Here is a 17,287-nt window from a genome sequence, read left to right on the forward strand (position 1 = left end):
GCTGGCTTAGCTTTAGCAGCTTGACCTGTCAGCATCGTAATGACGGAATATATCCGAGAACTCATTGAGGATATATGTCCGTAAATTAAAGGAGGACGTTCATAGTGAAGCAGAAGCACTCATTCTGGAAAAGAAGCGCCCTGCTCGCAGCACTTGGCATCGCGATCTTCGCGCATGCTGGCGCAGCGCAAGCAGAATCGAACTACACGGCGACAGACAATGATACGTTCTGGTCGTTGTCGCAGAAATTCGGCGTATCGCTTGAGCAGCTGCTGAAGGCGAATCCGATGATCGACCCAGCGAATGTGTACAAGGGACTAACAATCGTTATTCCAACAACCGTTACAGTCGCAAACTTGAAGCAGGATGCACCGCAGCCGATCGCTCAAGAGTCGAAGCAGGCTGAACAAGCACAGAAGCAAGAGAAAGCTGTGACAGCGTCTACGAAGGCTGAGAAGTCGTCGAAGCCTGCTGCGAAAGCAGAGGCGTCGAAGAAAGCAGCTAAGTCGGAAACGGCGAAAAAAGCCGCAAAGAAGTCGTCCAAAAAGGCGGCATCGAAGAAACAAACGCAACAGGTGAAACAAACGAAACAAGATGAAATTACAGTTGGCGGCAGAGCTTATGACATCACAGATGTCGTAAAAGCCAAAGCGAGCGCGTATACGGCTGATCCGTCGGAGAACGGCTGGGGAGCGGTAGACTACTTCGGCAATAAGCTGAAGCTCGGTACGATTGCAGTAGATCCAGACGTTATTCCGCTTGGCAGCAAATTGTACATTACCGGTTACGACCATGATGGGTTGCCAGTCGGCGGCATGATGGGAGTCGCTACCGATATGGGAAGCGCCATTAATGGCAACCGTATTGATATCTTTGTACCGCAATCGCAGCAAGCTGCAAGCAAATTCGGTTACCAATCTGTAAAAGTATATGTTCTAGATTAGAAGAAGGCAGCCTTGCCGAAGGCTGCCTTTTTGATGCTTATATCTCTGTTAGCGGCTGCGCCAGTTGCGTCCGGCAGGCCGGTTCAAGAGCTCCGGCAGCGTGACGATCTGATAACCTTTACTGCGCAGCAGGTTGATAAGCCGTGGGAGCGCTGCAATGGTGCCGGACAGGTCCTGGCCTTCCCCGCCTCCTGCATGCTGCAGGATGATGGAGCCGGGCTGCAGCGTCCGCTTAATGTTAATGAGAATGCGGTTGCTGTCGAGACTCTTCCAATCCACGGAATCGGTATCCCAGTTCACTACGATGTACCCTCGGCTGCGCAGCCAATCGACCTGATAAGGTGTTATTTCACCGTAGGGCGGCCTGATAAACTTAGGGCTGTAGCCGATCAATGGGCGAATGATCCGGTCCGTCCGTGCAATTTGCTGCTCGAACGCGTAGCGCGAGATGCGGGAAAATACAGCGTGATCATACGAATGATTGCCGATGATATGCCCTTCTTTGCTGATTCGCTGAACGAGCGCCGGATGCTTGGCTGCCCGCTGGCCGACGACGAAGAAGGTTGCCCGCACCTTGTAGCGGGCTAGCGTCTCGAGCACCTGCGGGGTAAAGCGCGGGTCCGGCACGTCATCGAACGTCAGCGCGACTCGGCGTGAACCGCGCGGACCCCAGATCACGAAGGAGCCGGGGAACATACGCTGCAGCGTCACCCACGACATCGCTTCTCCACGGTTCTTTTTCTTCTTGACCTGCTGCTGTTGCCCACTCGTGAAGGATGGCTCGGCTTCTGCAGGCGGCTGCATTCTGTTCCCTAAACCGGCCTTGGCAGTTTCAATCTGATCAGACTGTGCTGAAGGGCTCCTCCCAGAAGCAGCAACTCTGTCGCCTTGTATGGTATCTATGCCGCTGCATGCGCATAGGATCCAGGTCAGAAGCAGCACCAATGCTTTGCGGGCTCTGCGCGTCGTTCCCATGGACCTAATCCCCCCGTCAACCAGAATGATCTGTCTGCTTTGTTTACCGTCTCAAACATTCGAATTCATTGTGCCCTCTCCGTCCTTGATCATGCATGGGACGCAACTTCGCACTTTACAGCAGCAAGTCCACCACGTAACATGAAAGGGAATAATGGTGAAAAGGAGACCGTACATATGCCAACAATTGATATGCCGTTACATGAATTGAAAACGTATTCAGGCATCAATCCGCGCCCGTCCGACTTCGACGACTATTGGGAGCGGGCTTTGGGCGAAATGCGCCAGGTGGACGCTGCCATCGAGCTTGTTCCAAGTGACTTCCAGACTCCGACAGCAGAATGCTTCGATCTTTATTTTACAGGGGTGAAGGGCGCTCGCATCCATGTTAAATACGCCCGTCCGCGTCATTCGAACGGACCGCATCCGGCCGTTGTCCAGTTCCACGGCTATACGGGCAACGTTGGGGATTGGCAGGATCGTCTTATCTATGTGTCGTTAGGTTTCTCCGTATTCGCAATGGATTGCCGCGGACAAGGCGGCGGCTCCGAGGATAGCGGCAGCGTGAAGGGCAATACGCATAACGGTCACATTATTCGCGGCTTGGACGACAGCGCGGACCAGCTCTTATTCCGTCATATTTTCCTCGATACCGCACAGCTAGCGGGGATTGCCTTAGAGATGCCTGAGGTCGATCCGAAGCGCGTCTATGCGATGGGCGGCTCGCAGGGCGGCGCACTTACAATCGCGTGCGCAGCGCTTGAACCGCGTGTTGCGAAGCTTGCGCCTGTGTTCCCATTCTTGAGCGACTACCGCCGCGTATGGGATATGGACCTCGACAAGGATGCGTATGCGGAGCTACGGACATTCTTCCGTCACTTCGATCCGCAGCATAAACGCGAAGATGAGATTTTCGAAAGACTCGGTTACATCGATATTCAATATCTGGCGAACCGGATTAAAGGCGATGTGCTTATGGGTGTCGGCTTGATGGATACGATCTGTCCGCCATCATCGCAGTTCGCTGCCTATAACAAGATCACCGCTACGAAGCGGCTTGAAATTTATCCGGATTTTGGGCATGAATGGCTGCCGGGCTTGAATGATAAAGTGATAAAATTCTTCTTGGAAGAGTAGAGGGGGCTTAAACGAACGATGCGTCTTACGAGCAAAGAAAAGCTAGTGATGATTGGGGATTCGATTACGGATTGCGAGCGTGCCAGACCTGTCGGAGAAGGGCTGTTTGGTGCGATTGGCAAAGGATATGTGAGCGTCGTTGATGCTTTGCTGTCTACGACTTACCCAGAGCTTGGCATCCGTGTCGTGAACATGGGAACAAGCGGCAACACGGTGCTGGATCTGAAGGAACGTTGGCAGTCGGACGTCATCGATCTGAAGCCGGACTGGTTGTCAATTATGATCGGAACGAATGATGTGTGGCGCCAGTACGACAGTCCGACAATTCCAGAGCAGCACGTTTACCTCGAAGAATACGAGGCGACGCTGGATAAGCTCGTTGCCGAAACGCTGCCTTCTGTCAAAGGTATCGTGCTGATGACGCCGTTCTATATCGAGCCGAATACGCAAGACTTGATGCGTGCGGAGATGGACCGTTACGGCGCAGCTGTGAAACGCATCGCCGAGAAGCACGGCACGCTGTTCGTCGATACGCAGGCAGCGTTCAACCAAGTGCTGGAGCATCTGTATTCCGGCACTCTCGCATGGGATCGCGTTCATCCGAACCATACGGGCCATGCCGTTATTGCTCGGGCATTCCTGCAGGAAATCGGGTACGATTACAACAAAGGGCTGTAACGAGTGGCAGAAAGGTCGAGTTTAGGAGCATGGATATGCTCCTGAACTCGACCTTTCTTGGTGTATGGTTAGCTATTTGGGCATGTTGTGTGCGAGGTAAGCCACCGGTGTTGAACCGAGAAGCAGGAGGCGTCAGAGGTACCGGTGGTGACCGCCGGTGATTTGCACGTGAGAGAGGCTAAACACTCTCTCAGCATCGGAAATCGCCGCTTTCGCCACGCGAGCGAGGGTATTTGCTCTCTCAGCTCCATTTCCGCCGTTCCCCGGTCAATTTTCGTGTCGGGGCTTTCTCAGCATCCAATTCGCACTTTCGCTCCTCAATACTGACCGTTGCCTCTTCCAGCTCAGCCCCACTTGCATGCTATCAGCCACATCTGCGGCTTCCTACACATGCTCTCGCTCGTTACTCCCACTTCTCTATAACCAGCTTCCCAATCATCGAGCCGGATTCCAGCTTGGCATGTGCAGCACGCAGGTTTGCGGCGTTAATTGGCGACAGCCTCTTCGTCATCGTCGTCCGCAGCGAGCCCTCATCGACGAGCTGCGCGACTTCGCTAAGCAGCCTGTGCTGCTCGATCATGTCGGCAGTCTCGAACATCGCCCGAGTGAACATAAACTCCCACGCGAAGGAGGCGCTCTTGCTCTTCAACAGATGCAGCGGCACAGGCTCCGTCGTGTCGACAATGGAGCAGATTGCGCCTTGCGGAGCGATAGCGTCTACCATGCTCATGAAATGGGCAGTCGTGGCGTTGGTGCACAGAATATAGTCAACGTTACGGATGCCGATGTCCGTAAGTTGCCCAGCCCATGGCTCGTGATGATTTATTACATGATTCGCGCCATGTTCCAGCGCCCATTCCCGTGAATCTGCACGGGAAGCGGATCCGATGACATTCAAACCAGCCAGCTTCGCCAATTGCAGCGCAATGGAGCCGACTCCGCCCGCCGCACCGACGATCAGAATCGTTTTACCGGCATTCGCAGCTTGCTCTCTTGCGACGTGCATTCTGTCAAACAGCGCTTCCCACGCCGTAATGGCTGTTAGCGGCAGAGCAGCTGCTTCGGCATAATCTAACGAAGCCGGCATCCGCGCCACGATCCGCTCATCGACGAGCTGGAACTCGCTGTTACTGCCTTGGCGCGTAATGCTGCCGGCATAATAGACGCGGTCGCCAGGCTGGAACAGCTCACACTCTGGGCCGATAGCTTCTACAATACCCGATGCATCCCAGCCGAGAACGCGGGGAGCCGTTTCCACTCGTTCCTTCGGCGCACGCTGTTTCGTATCGACCGGATTCACCGAGATCGCTTCTACCTTCACCAGAATATCTCGTCCAATTGGTGCAGCAGGCTTCTCCACTTCGACATCCATTAAACTATCTTCTTGCTCGATCGGTAAGTACCGTGTTAACCCGACCGCTCGCATCATTTCTGTCATAGGTTCCAATTCCCCTCTGTGTATGAATGCGTACATTATAACAAAAAAATCCTCCACCCTGATCCCGAAAGCGGGAGGATGGAGGACCTCAATCATTCTCGATTAAATTTTGAAGATAGACATTGTACGCTGCAGCTGCATGACGATCTGCTGCATTTTCTCGGTTTCCGTTACAACATCTTGAACCGAACTCATCTGCTCGTTCATCGACGCGGATACTTCCTCGGTACCTGCTGCCGATTGCTGCGTGATCGCGGAGATGTTCTGGATAGAGCCGGAAATTTTACGAGCGCTCTCCATCATTTGATCGCTTTCTGCCGAGAACTCGGCAATTTGCTGCGTAATGAACTGTACGCTCGTAACGAGCTCAGTGAAGATCACCTCAGAATCGCGCAGCATTTGCATTTGCATCTGAACGACTTCTTCGTTCACTTTGATATTCTGAATGGCCTGCTTAACGCCTTGATCGATGCTGCGAACGAGCGTATGTATTTCTTTCGTGGAAGAGGTCGACTCTTCCGCCAGCTTACGTACTTCCTGGGCGACGACGGCGAAGCCGCGTCCATGCTCGCCTGCTCGTGCTGCTTCAATCGAAGCGTTCAGCGACAACAGGTTCGTCTGTTCCGCGAGATCAGAGATCGTGCGCGTAATGGCTGAGATGCCATCGGCCTTGCGAGCCAGCTCTTCGATAGCACCCGCTACTTGCGAAGTCGCTTCCACGTTGCGGGACATCCCTTGGGCTTGACTCTCAACAGCTAGGCGTCCGCGTTCAACGAGCGAGATTGTTTGGTCAGAGTGCAAGTTCATTTCTTTCGTGGAGTGCGCGTATGTCGTTACTTTAGTCTCAATATCTCGAATGGAGTCTGCCATGTCGCTGACATCCTCGGAAATCGTATTTGCACCTGTGGCAAGCTCGCCGGCGGAAGTAGCCACCTGCTCCATGACTTGCTTCAAGTTAATATTTTTATCGAAGATGTTGCGGCTCGTATCGTTTACAACTCTTGCGATCGTTGACGTTTCCTTCAGGATATCGCGCAGCTTGTCCACCATGCTGTTAAAGGAATGGCCGAGCTCGCCAAGTGATGCGGAAGAGGATACATCCACCTTCTGAGTGAAATCACCTTTTGCAATGCTGAACGCAATGGAGGTCATTTCATCAATCGAAGATGTAAGCGCTCTCTCGATGACGCCTACTAGAGGAAACGTTACTACTGCTGCAATTGCAATGATGACAAGTCCGAGTACAATGCTGCCGCCGGTCATCAGCAATCCAAGGATGAGCGCAATCGCGAAGATCGCGACAATTGTGTAGCAACCGGTTAAAAGCTTATTTCGAATCGACATAGAATGGAACCATTGCATCGTGGAGAGCTCCCCTTTATTTGGAATACCACTATTATATCACCGCCTTTAGGTTTGTCTATATTGGTAATTTCAAAACGAAAGATGTCGAAAGGAGGAGTTGTAAGTCAGATAAGAATGTCGAACGAACTATTTTTCTGTAAGGTTTTTGTAAAATAATATTGCTGTCTATTATTCAATGACATATAATGGGTCCGTAGGCTGACATCGCCTATAAAGATCAAGAAGATGGAGGGGGACATGGATGAATTTGGATACAATGCCGTTAAGTCGTCAAGTTGATTTCGTCTTTAAGCAATTGGAAGAGGAACTTTTTCATTCTTTGGCAGGTACTGTAATTATTCAAATTCGGAATAACATCGTTGGCAAGTACGGCGTTCGCCACAATCCAATTGAGAGCAAGAATGGTGAAATTGGGGAAGCAGAGCAAGGAATGACCAGAGAGCAGGTACAAGCCTTCCGTAAGATGGCTGTCGATTCCATCCGCTTGAAGCGGAATTGGACGCATGGGGAAATTTTATACGACTTCTCCGTTCGTTCGGGATCAAGCGGCTGGTCGGCAAGCATTTCGTTCGAGAGCAACTATAATTTGGCAGCAGGGATGTTCCGCTATACACCGAAGTATGCACAGCACGCACTGCGTGAAACACCTTAACTATACATAACGAAAAAAAGCTGCCTCATGCGGGGCAGCTTTTTCTATCGTTCAGCGCTTGATTAGCGAGCGGATCTGCCTGCAAGTTGCTGTTCCGCTATTTGAACGAGCTTGCGAGTGATTGCTCCTCCGATCGAACCTGCGTCACGAGTCATCATGTCGCCGTAATAGCCGTCTGCAGGGAACGAAATGCCGAGCTCTCTTGCAACTTCGTACTTCATTTGATCAAGCGCCGCGCTTGCTCCAGGTACGACTAATGTATTGCTGCTAGCCATAGTAATCACCTCCTGTTATTTTGCTACGGAAGAAACTACGTATTTGCCGTTCTCGTATATCTCACCGCCGTTTCTTCTTGAGCTTAGTATGGTTGCTATGGCGGTTTCTATACGAAAACGGATTCAACTAGCGCGATGTAATTTTTTCCAATTATTATAGAAGAAAGCCAAGCGCAAGAGGGAGCAGGAACAAGCTGTAAATACCGATATTCGCGAGTAGTGACGCAGAGGGCTCATGATTGCAATCGCATGGAGCAGCGGTGACACCTTGCCATTCCTGCAGCGCCGAATGAAGCTGATAGATGGCGGTAGCGAACAGTCCAATTGCGGAAAGCTTCACATAGACAGACAAGTTAGGCTCAACATACTGCGCCAATGTATGGGTTTGAACGAGAAAAATAATATAGAGCCCGAAGCCCGCCAATATGCCGCTCCGAATAAGATGGTGGGCGATAGCTCTGCGCTGGGCGGTTGAAAGTGTTCGCATATCATGTAATCCTCCTTCATGTTAGAGATGGGAAATGATCTTCTCCGTTAGGATGGATAGCGCCCAGACACTGACAGCCAGGAAGAGTACGATGCCGATCACCACTTTGCTGCGGAACGTGGAGAAGAGCATGAGCAGGCTCTTCACATCAACCATCGGTCCGAAGACGAGGAAGGCGAGCAGTGCGCCGGGGCCGAAGATGCCATGAAACGATGATGCGACAAAAGCATCCGAGGTCGAGCAGAGGGACAGCGCGAAAGCGGCTCCCATCATGAACAGATTGGCAATGCCCGGATGGCCGCCGATGGACAAGAGTACATCCTGATTCACGAACGATTGAACAAGCGCCGTGAGGAAGGCGCCGATAATGAGGTATTTGCCGATGTCGAAGAACTCGTCCGATGCATGGTTGAAGGTTGCTTGAATACGTCCGCGGATGCCGTCGTTCAAGCTGCCATAATTGTAGTTATGGCCGTAATCCGATTCGTTCGAGCGTCCGGATAGCGAGTGAATCCCAAGCTTGAGCGGGCTTCTCTTCATGAATCGGTACATCAGGAGTCCAAGCAGGATGCAGACCGCTAGTGCCAGTCCCATCCGTGAGTAAGCGATAATGGGTTCTGATTGGAAAGCGCTGTACGTGGAAGTGAATACGACCGGATTAATAATCGGGCCTGCAAAAATAAACACCATTCCGATATATGGCGGCATCCCTTTGCGGATAAGTCTGCGTACTACGGGAATCATTCCGCACTCGCACAGCGGCAGCAGCAGCCCAAGCAAGCTTCCGAACAGGACGCCGGCGATCGGACTCCGCGGTGTAATGCGGGCGATCATCGAATCCGAGACGAATACTTGCAGCAGCGCCGAGATAAGCACGCCAAGCAGGATGAATGGGAAGGCTTCAACGATAATGCTTATAAAAATATGCTGAAAGTCATGCATGACTGCTCTTGATCTCCTCTCCATGAAAACAAGCGATCGGAATTGATTTAGGTCAAGCTGTGTGTGTTATGTATTAAGTTATGCGTGCGATAGGCGAGGCAGGACAGCCTATTTATTAAATTTATGGAACCGTGTATAAAACCATTGCCAACCTTATGGTAAAGGAGTAGAATTCGCATTATGTGATTTGTATGATAATGATTCTCATTCTTAAAAATGGTTGGGAGATTATGTTGATGAATTGGAAAATGGGGAAAAGAACAAGAAGCGCCGCTGCGTTGTCAGCCGTTCTTGCATGTTCAGTTGCTGTAACAGGCTGCGGTTCTGAAGCACATGTGAAAGTATCGGATTATAACTTCGACACTGCCGGCAATATGTTTGCCTATGCGGAATTCGAGCTTTCGGGCGAGCCGCTCGCGGAATCGCTTGGCGCAGATCTGGACGTTCTGGATGCGGGCAAGCCGGATTCGCCGACGGCCTTCGATTACATAGCCGGCATCGAGTCCTACGAGTACTCTGAAGAAGCGATGTATGAGGTTGTGGAAAAGTCAGGCCTTGGGCTTCATCTCGTGAATGGTCCTGCTGTTGCGGAAGAAGCGCAGAAGGCTGGCGTGAAGAATAACGAGCTGCTTGCGTCCCGTTTCGTGAAGATGGCAGACAGCGTAGGTCAGCCAGCGGATCAGATTCAGCAGAACATGTACCCGACTTTTATCGAATATTCCGAGGGCGATCCGCATTACACGCAGAAGCTTGCAACGGACAAATTCGCCGATGGCGAGGATGGCGCATATATTCCGAAGATTCAAGTGGATTTCAGCACGCTTCGCTGGAACCGCGACAAAATGAAGAAGCAGCTCGTACCGGCGGCATATGGAGGCGCGATGCTGAAGCAATCGCTGTGGGCAGGAGACTTTCTTGGCAATTTGCATGACGCGAAGAGCGACGAAGAGGTCGATGCATCTACTGCAAAGGAAGGCCCGGAAGGCGATCAAGGCTTGAAGCTCGGCGTTAGTTCCGCCGACGGCATGCAAGGGATGATTTTGACAGAGGAAGTTTGGAATAAGCTCTTATTCGTACGTGATCATCTGTTCTACAATCCTTCGTCGAAGTCGCTTGGCACGCTGGCAACAGGCGCATATTTGCCTCATGCCGTTGATGTGGAAGAGAACGGGGATAAGGACTTCCCGAATGTGAAAAGCATGAGTGTGTCCGATGGGCGCAGCTTGCTGCAGGATCAGTGGCTGATGCTGTGGCCGGCGTCGGAGTTCTTCGGCATGACGGACCAGCGGGCGGCGAATCCGAATCGTAATCCGGCGTTTGCACGCGTATTTGACGGTGATCCATTCCCGGCAGCGCCAGCGGTGAATACGGATGCGGATCCTTCGAACGATGTTGCGTCTAGCGATCCGTATACGGTGACTCGCGATGTTCTGCTTGGCGTCTTCGATAACGTGAAGACACGTCACTGGAACGAGAAGGCTGGTGCTTTCGTTACAGAGTCGGATGGAGATAAACAGGGTACGACAGTCGATACGTTCCAATCGGGCTATACCATTGAAGCTCTGCGGATGTTCGAACGGGCAATCGACGGCTTGCCGGTCGGCTATGCGAACGGCGATGCGGCTGAAGGCATGGGCACGGAGCAAGGAGCTCAAGCAAAAGCGATGCTTGTGAAGCAGGCTGATTTTATCATGCAGAACTTGATCAACAAAGACGGCTTAGCGGTTGATAGCTACGATACAGCGAAGGGCGTGGCAAGCTCGAATACGACGCTGCAAGCGCAGATCGGCGCGATCCGCGGTTTAACGTCGGCATTCCTTGCGACAGAGGACGAGAAATACCGCGATGCAGCACGTAAGCTGTATGCGGCTATGGATGAGAAGCTGTGGGACGACGGCCTGAAAGCATACAAAACAAACGGCAAAGAAGCCAAATATGACGCGTTCACCGTTGGCGGCGTGTCGGCTGTGCTTCGTCTTGCTTTGTCCAACCTGAAGAATACGAGCGATGACACAGACTCGCCGAAGGCACTGGATCAGAGCGCGATTCAAGAGCGCTACGTCACGTTCTTCCGTCAGGTAGTCGATGGTCCGACGCTTGAGGAAGGCATGCAGGCGAGCGAATTCTGGGATACAGGCGATGTGTACAAGGAAGGCGACGATTCCGGCAACACAGACGGCGATACCGTACCGCAGCTGCAGAAGGGACATGGTGAGTATGGTATTGCTCCAATACTTCTACCGGTATCGGTTACAAAATAAAGGTCTTCGCGGTTTCAAGCTGGCGGCGGGTGCAATTGCACTCGCCGCTTTGGCTGCCTTAACGGCAGGCTGCGGCTGGTTTGGCGATCGGCATGAGACGGCGCCAGCGCCGGCCTCCGGCAGCAGCATCGTGTCATCGCCGGACGGAAAGCAGTTGTACGTGGCGAACGGAGATTCGAATACGGTATCCATCGTTGATACGACTGACCGTAAGGTTGTGAAGGAGATTGCCGTAGGCAAGGAGCCTCGTGAGCTTGCTGTTTCGAAGGATGGAAAAACATTGTACGTGACCTGCCGTTATGCGGACAGCGTCGAATGGATTGATGTGGATGAAGGGCGTGTCATCGGTACGGCGAAGCCTGGCATTGAACCATACGGGATCGTGGAGAGTCCTGACGGGAAGCGGCTATATGTGAGCAGCTATCGTTCGGGGACGGTGTCCGTTATCGATACGGAGAGCCGCAAGGTGCTGCAGCAGGTGGAGGCCGGCGATAATCCGCGGGCACTTGCGCTGTCGGCTGACGGTGGAGCGTTGTATGTGTCGGATTATTTGCATGCGCGGACATTGCGGTTCCGCACGGATACGATGGAGCAGCTTGGCAAGAGTGAGCTTGCGGCGTCACCGGATGTGAAGGACAGGAAGAAGAGCCAGGGCATCCCGAATACGGTGGAGCAGCTGCGACTGACGCCTGACGGCAAGTCGCTCTGGGAGGCGCATCTGCTGACGAATACAGATACGCCGATTCAGTTTGAGGAAGTTATTTTTCCTGCGTTGTCGGTTGTGAATGCAGGAAGCGGCGCGGAGGATACGAAGGCGCGCAAAGAGCTGTTCAAGGCGATTGACGTGAAAGACAAACTCGGCAAGACGACCATCGTCTCGAATCCGACCGATATCGTGTTCTCGCCGGATGGCAAGAAGGCTTATGCGCTCATGGGCGGCAGCGAGGACTTGCTTGTGTTTGATCTGAATCGAGGTGGTAGGGCGAGTCAGATGATCCATCACCTGCCTGGGGATTATCCGATTGGGATGGTCATGTCGCCTGATGGTCGCGAACTATATATTCACAATTCGAACTCGCATGATTTGACTTATGTCTCGCTGCCGGCTTCGGATGAGGACGGCGGGCGGGTTCAGGTAGACGGCAAGCCGCTCGGGCTCATTGCGGCAGACCGGTTGAATGCGCAGCAGCGCCTCGGCAAGACGTTGTTCTATAGTGCGAACAGCGACGATAATCCGCTCGCAGGCAACAACTGGATGAGCTGCGCCTCCTGCCATTCCGATGGAGAAGTGGACCAGCTGACGCTGACGACGGGCAAAGGGCCGCGGAACGTGCCGAGCAATGTGCTTGCTTTTGAGACGGGGCTGTTTATGTGGGACGGCAGTCGGGATGACTTTACCGACTACATCCATACGGTGCAAGGCGAGATGGGCGGCTTGTCGGACGTGGATCCTGCGAAGCCGATGCCTGCGGATAAGCAGAAGCTGTTCGATGCGCTGGAGGCCTATATGCGGATGCCGGATGCTTTCCCCGTGCCGGAGAGCCCGTTTCGGACGGCGGACGGCAAGCTGACTGCCGCTGCGGAGCGCGGCAAGGCGCTGTTCGAGGGCAAAGCGCAGTGCATCGCGTGCCATGCGACGGATGCCTTGACGGACAGCGTCAAGGCGGTGGGCAGTGACGGCAAGCTGACGACGGCGAATACCGACTATCTGCACGACGTCGGCACCGTGAGCAAGACGGACACGGACTACGCAGGCGATGCGCGCGGCAAGTTTATGAACAAGCGCGTGCGTGGACTATACGACACGCCGACGCTGCGCGGTATCTACGCGACCGCGCCGTATCTCCACGACGGCAGCGCAGCCACGCTGGAGGACGTCATCAAACGCGCAGGCGACCAGCACGGCCACACGTCCGAACTCTCGGACAAAGAAGTGAAGGATTTGGTCGCGTATTTGAAACAAATTGAGTAGGTGTTTCTGCCGGGAGTCGATGGTGACTCCCGGCTTTTTATGTTTATGGGGGAGCGGCAGCATTGGGGAGTCGAAGCGAGCAAGAAGCTGGTTTGGTGGACTACATTGGAGTGGAAGTAGGCGAGTTGAAGCGAAGTAGCTGGTCTGTTGGACTACATTAGTGTGGAAGAGTGTGAAAGTGGGGGATTTGAGGGAAAGTAGCTGGACTGGTGGACTACATCTGGTGACGAAGAGGTGTAGCAGCTGGGCTAATGGATTAAAGAGTGTCCTCCAAGTATCAACAATGGCTCAGAAGTGAGTAAATTGGCAAAAGAGAGTCCTCTAGATACCTACACTGGTTCAAATATGGCAAAAACAGCAAAAGAGGGTACTCTGGGTACCTACATTAAGCTCAAACTCGGCAAAACCGTCAAAAGTGTATCCCCCAGGGATACACTTTAACCGAGAAACGACCGAATTGGAGAAAGAGTGACCCTGGGGGATACAGATTAGTCGAAAAACGATCAAATTGGTGAAAGAGTGACCCTGAGGGATACACATTGGTGGGAATGCGGTCAAATTGGTGAATGTGTATCCCCCAGGGATACACATTACCGTGAAAGCTGTGGGGATCAGGTGAGTGAAGTAGCTGGTATGGTGGGCAGCGGTCATGATGTTGAAGTTAGTGGGGGAATCCGGTAAGGCAAAGGCTACTTTAGCACTCTTGTAGTTACATCGAGTCGAAGTAGCAGGTACCGTCAGTTAAGTAACTATAGGTTCGGGTTCAATACTCGCAGTAAAGTGTGTCCCGAAGGGACGAAAACGAGGACATGTTCGAAAGCATGCTATAGCGGAGCTGTAGCAGCCCTAGACAACCTTCCGGTGTCCAGAGGGGTGTAACCCTCGGGGTCCCCCTTCTAGGGGGATTTAGGGGGTGTATGAGCCGCTTTAAAGCGTTGGAATTTATAATATAAGTCTTTAATTATTAAGCGGGTACCGTCATAGGGCGACAGCCCTTGACAAATCCCCCGGAGGGAGTATAATCGGTTGCAAATGCAATGACGGGAATAAGTAAGCTTGGATTGTACGCTTCAGAGAGCCGGTGGTTGGTGGGAACCGGCGCACGCATCCGATGCCGAATGGGTCCCCGAGCCGCGATAAGGAAAGCCGTTCTCCTGGAGGACAGCCGTATATTTCGCCGATTCGCTCCACGTTATGGAGCCTCAAGGTTTGCTTGTAATTGTGCGCGTCACATCAGGCAAACAAATTAGGGTGGCACCACGGTCCTCGTCCCTTGCGGCGGAGGGCTTTTTTTGTGTTCAAAAAAGTGTATTTGAGGAGGAACTCACATGCCACGCGTACTATCCGGCATTCAGCCAAGCGGTCAGCTAACACTAGGCAACTACATTGGCGCAATCCAAAATTTCGTTAAGCTGCAAGAAACTCATGAGTGCTTCTTCATGGTCGTAGACCTGCACGCCATCACAGTTCCACAGGAGCCGGCTGCACTCCGCGAGCAGACGGAGGCGGTAGCTGCGCTGTTCATCGCAGCAGGCATCGATCCGGCGAAAGCGAGCGTATTCGCGCAATCCCACGTTGCCCCACACGCAGAGCTGGGCTGGTTGTTTACGACGCTTGCTTATATGGGTGAGCTGGAACGGATGACGCAGTTCAAAGATAAATCGAGCGGCAAAGATTCGGTCGGCGCTGGCTTATTCGTCTACCCGACGCTGATGGCTGCAGACATCCTGCTATACAACGCAGACCTCGTCCCGGTTGGCGACGATCAGAAGCAGCATCTGGAACTGACACGCGATCTCGCGCAGCGCTTCAACCAGCGCTATGGCGATATGTTCACTGTTCCGCAGCCGTACATTCCAAAGGTCGGCGCACGGATCATGTCGCTAGACGACGGCACGAAGAAAATGAGCAAGAGCAATCCGAACCCAGGCAGCTACATCGCGCTGCTTGATCCGCCGGATGTCATTCGCAAGAAGATCAGCCGCGCGACGACAGACTCCGGCCGCGACGTGTTGTTTAACCCGTCGGAGAAGCCGGAAGTGAGCAACCTGATGAGCATCTACGCTCACTGCGCGGATATGACGCTGGATGAGATCCAAGCGCGCTACGAAGGCCAAGGCTACGGCGCGTTCAAGAAGGATCTTGCTGAAGCAGTCGTCTCGAAGCTCGAGCCGCTGCAGAAGCGCTATGCGGAAATCCGCAGCACTGGCGAAATTCACGATATCTTAAAACAAGGCGCGGAGAATGTATCTGTCATCGCGCATCAAACGCTTCGTGAAGCGAAAGAGAGAATGGGCTTCCTTCTCCCTCGCTAACAGCATTCGAAAGTACAAAATACAAAAAAGGAAGGGTAGCGTATCAACGCTATCCTTCCTTTTTGCATTACCGCTTACTACAGCTTACTACCGCCTTACTTCTACTCGTCAGCCGTACCGTTACGCCGTCTCATTCTGGCTTTCACAACGAAACCTGCTCCGATACAGCATATCGTAAGCAAGAAGAACAGTACGGTCAGCCACCCGCTATAGCTAATGGAAATAGCTGTCGCGCACATCAGAAGCACCGACAAAACCGCGAAAAACAAGGACATTGTCTTGGACATAAGTGAATCATCTCCTTAACCTGATAAATTCTTGATGAATGTTAGCATATTCTTCTCGCAAACGAATCATAATAAGTTTGCAACACACCATCGTAAGAGATGAAAGGAGAATTACCCACATGGCAGGACAACAATCTCGAAGCAGCAATACGCTGGTCGTACCGCAAGCAACAGCAGCACTTCAACAAATGAAGTTTGAGGCAGCGCAGGAGCTCGGTATTCAGATCCCTCAAGATGGTTACTACGGCAATGTCTCGACACGTGATGCAGGCTCACTCGGAGGATACATCACACGAAAACTCGTCCAAATTGCTGAACAGCAACTGTCGGGTGGCTCGTCATACCGCTAAGCGGCACAACGAATCTCCAAAGAGTAATGGTCAGAAGCTCAAGGGCAGCCTTGAGCTTCTGCTTTTGTGTTTTAATCCTTTTGTAAATCCCGAAGAAAAAACCTCTTCTATTGTGCAAGAAGAGGCTCTTTCAAGTCAATACGTATTCATGCGGAGCCGCTTCTGCAGCCGATCCTCGCTCAGCCAGCCGACGTAGGAGCCGAGAGTCTTATACTCGGTATCCATCAGCAGCACGCCAACGAACGGATACTGCTTGCGGTGCCTGTAACGAACATCTGACCAGCGCACCTCGTAGCCCCAAGGGTGCTCCTGTACCTCTGCGCAAGCAAAGGAGGTGAAGTAGAGAAAGGCGCGTATCGAATGGTCGTTCTTCGATTTCTCGACGGCAGGATGACTGGAGCACTTGGCTCGGTCCATCCAGCGAAGCTTGCCTTGACGGAAGTCACCGATGAAGAACGAGCCGTCCGCTCGGCGTTTGACTACGTTCCAATCGTGGAGCGAGATGGTTGGGATCAGCACATATTGATCGCCATCCTCATGAACGGTATCCAGCTGCTCCATCCGCTTGCTAAGCGTCCGATGGACGACCGTTCGCCAAATGTAGTACACAATAAGGAACGCGTACAGCGATGGGAAAATAATCGTCGGATCGCCGATCCGCAGCGCCCACAGCACGATAGCGATGAGGTGGGACACGAAGATGACCGGATCGAAGATGTGGATAATGTTCCAAGAGATCCATTTCGCCGTGAAAGGTCGCGCTGCTTGAGTGCCATACGTGTTGAACAAATCGGAGAACACATGGACGACGACAGCGAGCAGCACCCAGCCGCCGATATGAAGCCAAGGGAGATGGAATCCGAATATAAGCTCGAGTATGGCGGTGATGAGCACCGTCCAGATCAGAATAGCCGGAATCGAGTGCGAAGCTCCGCGATGATTGCGTATATACAAGGCATTGCTTTTGAGTCTGAGCAGCCCGTCTAAATCCGGGGCTTGAGAACCGGCGACCGTGCCGATCAATACGGCAGCATGCAGCGTTTGGTCTGTTGCGAGAACGGGGTCAACCGAGGCAAGCCCCGCAAGTCCGAGTCCCATGACTAAATGCGTTCCGCTATCCATCCTAGGGGGACCTCCTCGTGAATTTAAACATAAATGTGCGAATGCGGTTATACTCCATATATGTACGCTTAAGTATTTTCTGAATCG

Annotated in this window: 16 protein-coding genes and 1 other annotated feature; of the genes, 8 read left to right on the forward strand and 8 right to left on the reverse strand. The window is 52.7% G+C overall.

Features of this window, described 5'->3' with window-relative positions:
- Positions 1-104: 104 nt before the first annotated feature.
- Positions 105-944: a 3D domain-containing protein gene (locus tag AC0YNX_RS26465; protein WP_475818696.1), complete on the forward strand. Its 840-nt coding sequence runs from the start codon at positions 105-107 to the stop codon at positions 942-944.
- 48 nt (positions 945-992) lie between these two features.
- On the opposite strand, the gene AC0YNX_RS26470 is transcribed toward AC0YNX_RS26465, so the two are convergent.
- Positions 993-1,919 (reverse strand): polysaccharide deacetylase family protein, encoded by a 927-nt coding sequence (locus AC0YNX_RS26470; protein ID WP_475818697.1) that lies wholly within the window; start codon positions 1,917-1,919, stop codon positions 993-995.
- Between the two features lie 177 nt (positions 1,920-2,096).
- Here AC0YNX_RS26470 and AC0YNX_RS26475 point away from each other — a divergent pair, with 177 nt between their 5' ends.
- Complete coding sequence (locus tag AC0YNX_RS26475; protein WP_475818698.1) at positions 2,097-3,056, forward strand: alpha/beta fold hydrolase; 960 nt, start codon at positions 2,097-2,099, stop codon at positions 3,054-3,056.
- 18 nt (positions 3,057-3,074) lie between these two features.
- Positions 3,075-3,734 carry an SGNH/GDSL hydrolase family protein gene (locus AC0YNX_RS26480; protein ID WP_475818699.1) on the forward strand — a complete coding sequence of 220 codons (660 nt, stop codon included), beginning with the start codon at positions 3,075-3,077 and terminating at the stop codon, positions 3,732-3,734.
- 403 nt (positions 3,735-4,137) lie between these two features.
- Here AC0YNX_RS26480 and AC0YNX_RS26485 read toward each other — a convergent pair whose 3' ends face one another.
- Positions 4,138-5,172: a zinc-binding alcohol dehydrogenase family protein gene (locus AC0YNX_RS26485; RefSeq protein WP_475818700.1), complete on the reverse strand. Its 1,035-nt coding sequence runs from the start codon at positions 5,170-5,172 to the stop codon at positions 4,138-4,140.
- A 102-nt stretch (positions 5,173-5,274) separates the two neighbouring features.
- Positions 5,275-6,534 carry a methyl-accepting chemotaxis protein gene (locus AC0YNX_RS26490; RefSeq protein WP_475818701.1) on the reverse strand — a complete coding sequence of 420 codons (1,260 nt, stop codon included), beginning with the start codon at positions 6,532-6,534 and terminating at the stop codon, positions 5,275-5,277.
- A 244-nt stretch (positions 6,535-6,778) separates the two neighbouring features.
- Between AC0YNX_RS26490 and AC0YNX_RS26495 the strand changes: the two genes are divergently transcribed.
- The gene (locus AC0YNX_RS26495; protein WP_475818702.1) at positions 6,779-7,189 is read left to right on the forward strand and encodes an O-methyltransferase; all 411 of its coding nucleotides are present in this window, start codon (positions 6,779-6,781) and stop codon (positions 7,187-7,189) included.
- A gap of 62 nt (positions 7,190-7,251) precedes the next feature.
- On the opposite strand, the gene AC0YNX_RS26500 is transcribed toward AC0YNX_RS26495, so the two are convergent.
- The 3 genes from AC0YNX_RS26500 to AC0YNX_RS26510 form a co-directional block, all read right to left on the reverse strand.
- Positions 7,252-7,464: a small, acid-soluble spore protein, alpha/beta type gene (locus tag AC0YNX_RS26500; RefSeq protein WP_475818703.1), complete on the reverse strand. Its 213-nt coding sequence runs from the start codon at positions 7,462-7,464 to the stop codon at positions 7,252-7,254.
- A 154-nt stretch (positions 7,465-7,618) separates the two neighbouring features.
- Positions 7,619-7,951, reverse strand: a complete 333-nt coding sequence (locus AC0YNX_RS26505) for a DUF1980 domain-containing protein (protein ID WP_475818704.1) — start codon at positions 7,949-7,951, stop codon at positions 7,619-7,621.
- A 21-nt stretch (positions 7,952-7,972) separates the two neighbouring features.
- Positions 7,973-8,893, reverse strand: coding sequence for a permease (locus AC0YNX_RS26510; protein ID WP_475818705.1), 921 nt, complete (start codon positions 8,891-8,893; stop codon positions 7,973-7,975).
- 230 nt (positions 8,894-9,123) lie between these two features.
- On the opposite strand from AC0YNX_RS26510, the gene AC0YNX_RS26515 reads away from it, so the two are divergent.
- The 3 genes from AC0YNX_RS26515 (at position 9,124) to trpS (ending at position 15,441) form a co-directional block, all read left to right on the forward strand.
- Entirely contained in the window at positions 9,124-11,154 is a 2,031-nt protein-coding gene (locus AC0YNX_RS26515) for a hypothetical protein (protein WP_475818783.1), read from the forward strand.
- The gene (locus tag AC0YNX_RS26520; protein ID WP_475818784.1) at positions 11,111-13,126 is read left to right on the forward strand and encodes a beta-propeller fold lactonase family protein; all 2,016 of its coding nucleotides are present in this window, start codon (positions 11,111-11,113) and stop codon (positions 13,124-13,126) included. The genes AC0YNX_RS26515 and AC0YNX_RS26520 overlap by 44 nt, the downstream gene beginning before the upstream one ends.
- A 1,028-nt stretch (positions 13,127-14,154) precedes the next feature.
- Positions 14,155-14,403 (forward strand) — a binding site (T-box leader).
- 51 nt (positions 14,404-14,454) lie between these two features.
- A complete protein-coding gene (gene trpS, locus AC0YNX_RS26525) occupies positions 14,455-15,441 on the forward strand; it encodes a tryptophan--tRNA ligase (protein WP_475818706.1) in 987 nt (328 codons plus the stop codon).
- Between the two features lie 101 nt (positions 15,442-15,542).
- Here the strand turns inward: trpS and AC0YNX_RS26530 are convergent, their stop codons facing one another.
- Positions 15,543-15,728 (reverse strand): DUF5325 family protein, encoded by a 186-nt coding sequence (locus AC0YNX_RS26530; protein WP_475818707.1) that lies wholly within the window; start codon positions 15,726-15,728, stop codon positions 15,543-15,545.
- 119 nt (positions 15,729-15,847) lie between these two features.
- On the opposite strand from AC0YNX_RS26530, the gene AC0YNX_RS26535 reads away from it, so the two are divergent.
- Positions 15,848-16,078 (forward strand): small, acid-soluble spore protein, alpha/beta type, encoded by a 231-nt coding sequence (locus AC0YNX_RS26535; RefSeq protein ID WP_474650712.1) that lies wholly within the window; start codon positions 15,848-15,850, stop codon positions 16,076-16,078.
- Positions 16,079-16,213: 135 nt separating this feature from the next.
- On the opposite strand, the gene AC0YNX_RS26540 is transcribed toward AC0YNX_RS26535, so the two are convergent.
- Complete coding sequence (locus AC0YNX_RS26540) at positions 16,214-17,200, reverse strand: metal-dependent hydrolase (RefSeq protein WP_475818708.1); 987 nt, start codon at positions 17,198-17,200, stop codon at positions 16,214-16,216.
- Between the last annotated feature and the right edge of the window lie 87 nt (positions 17,201-17,287).

The organism is Paenibacillus sp. J31R98, from assembly GCF_056269245.1.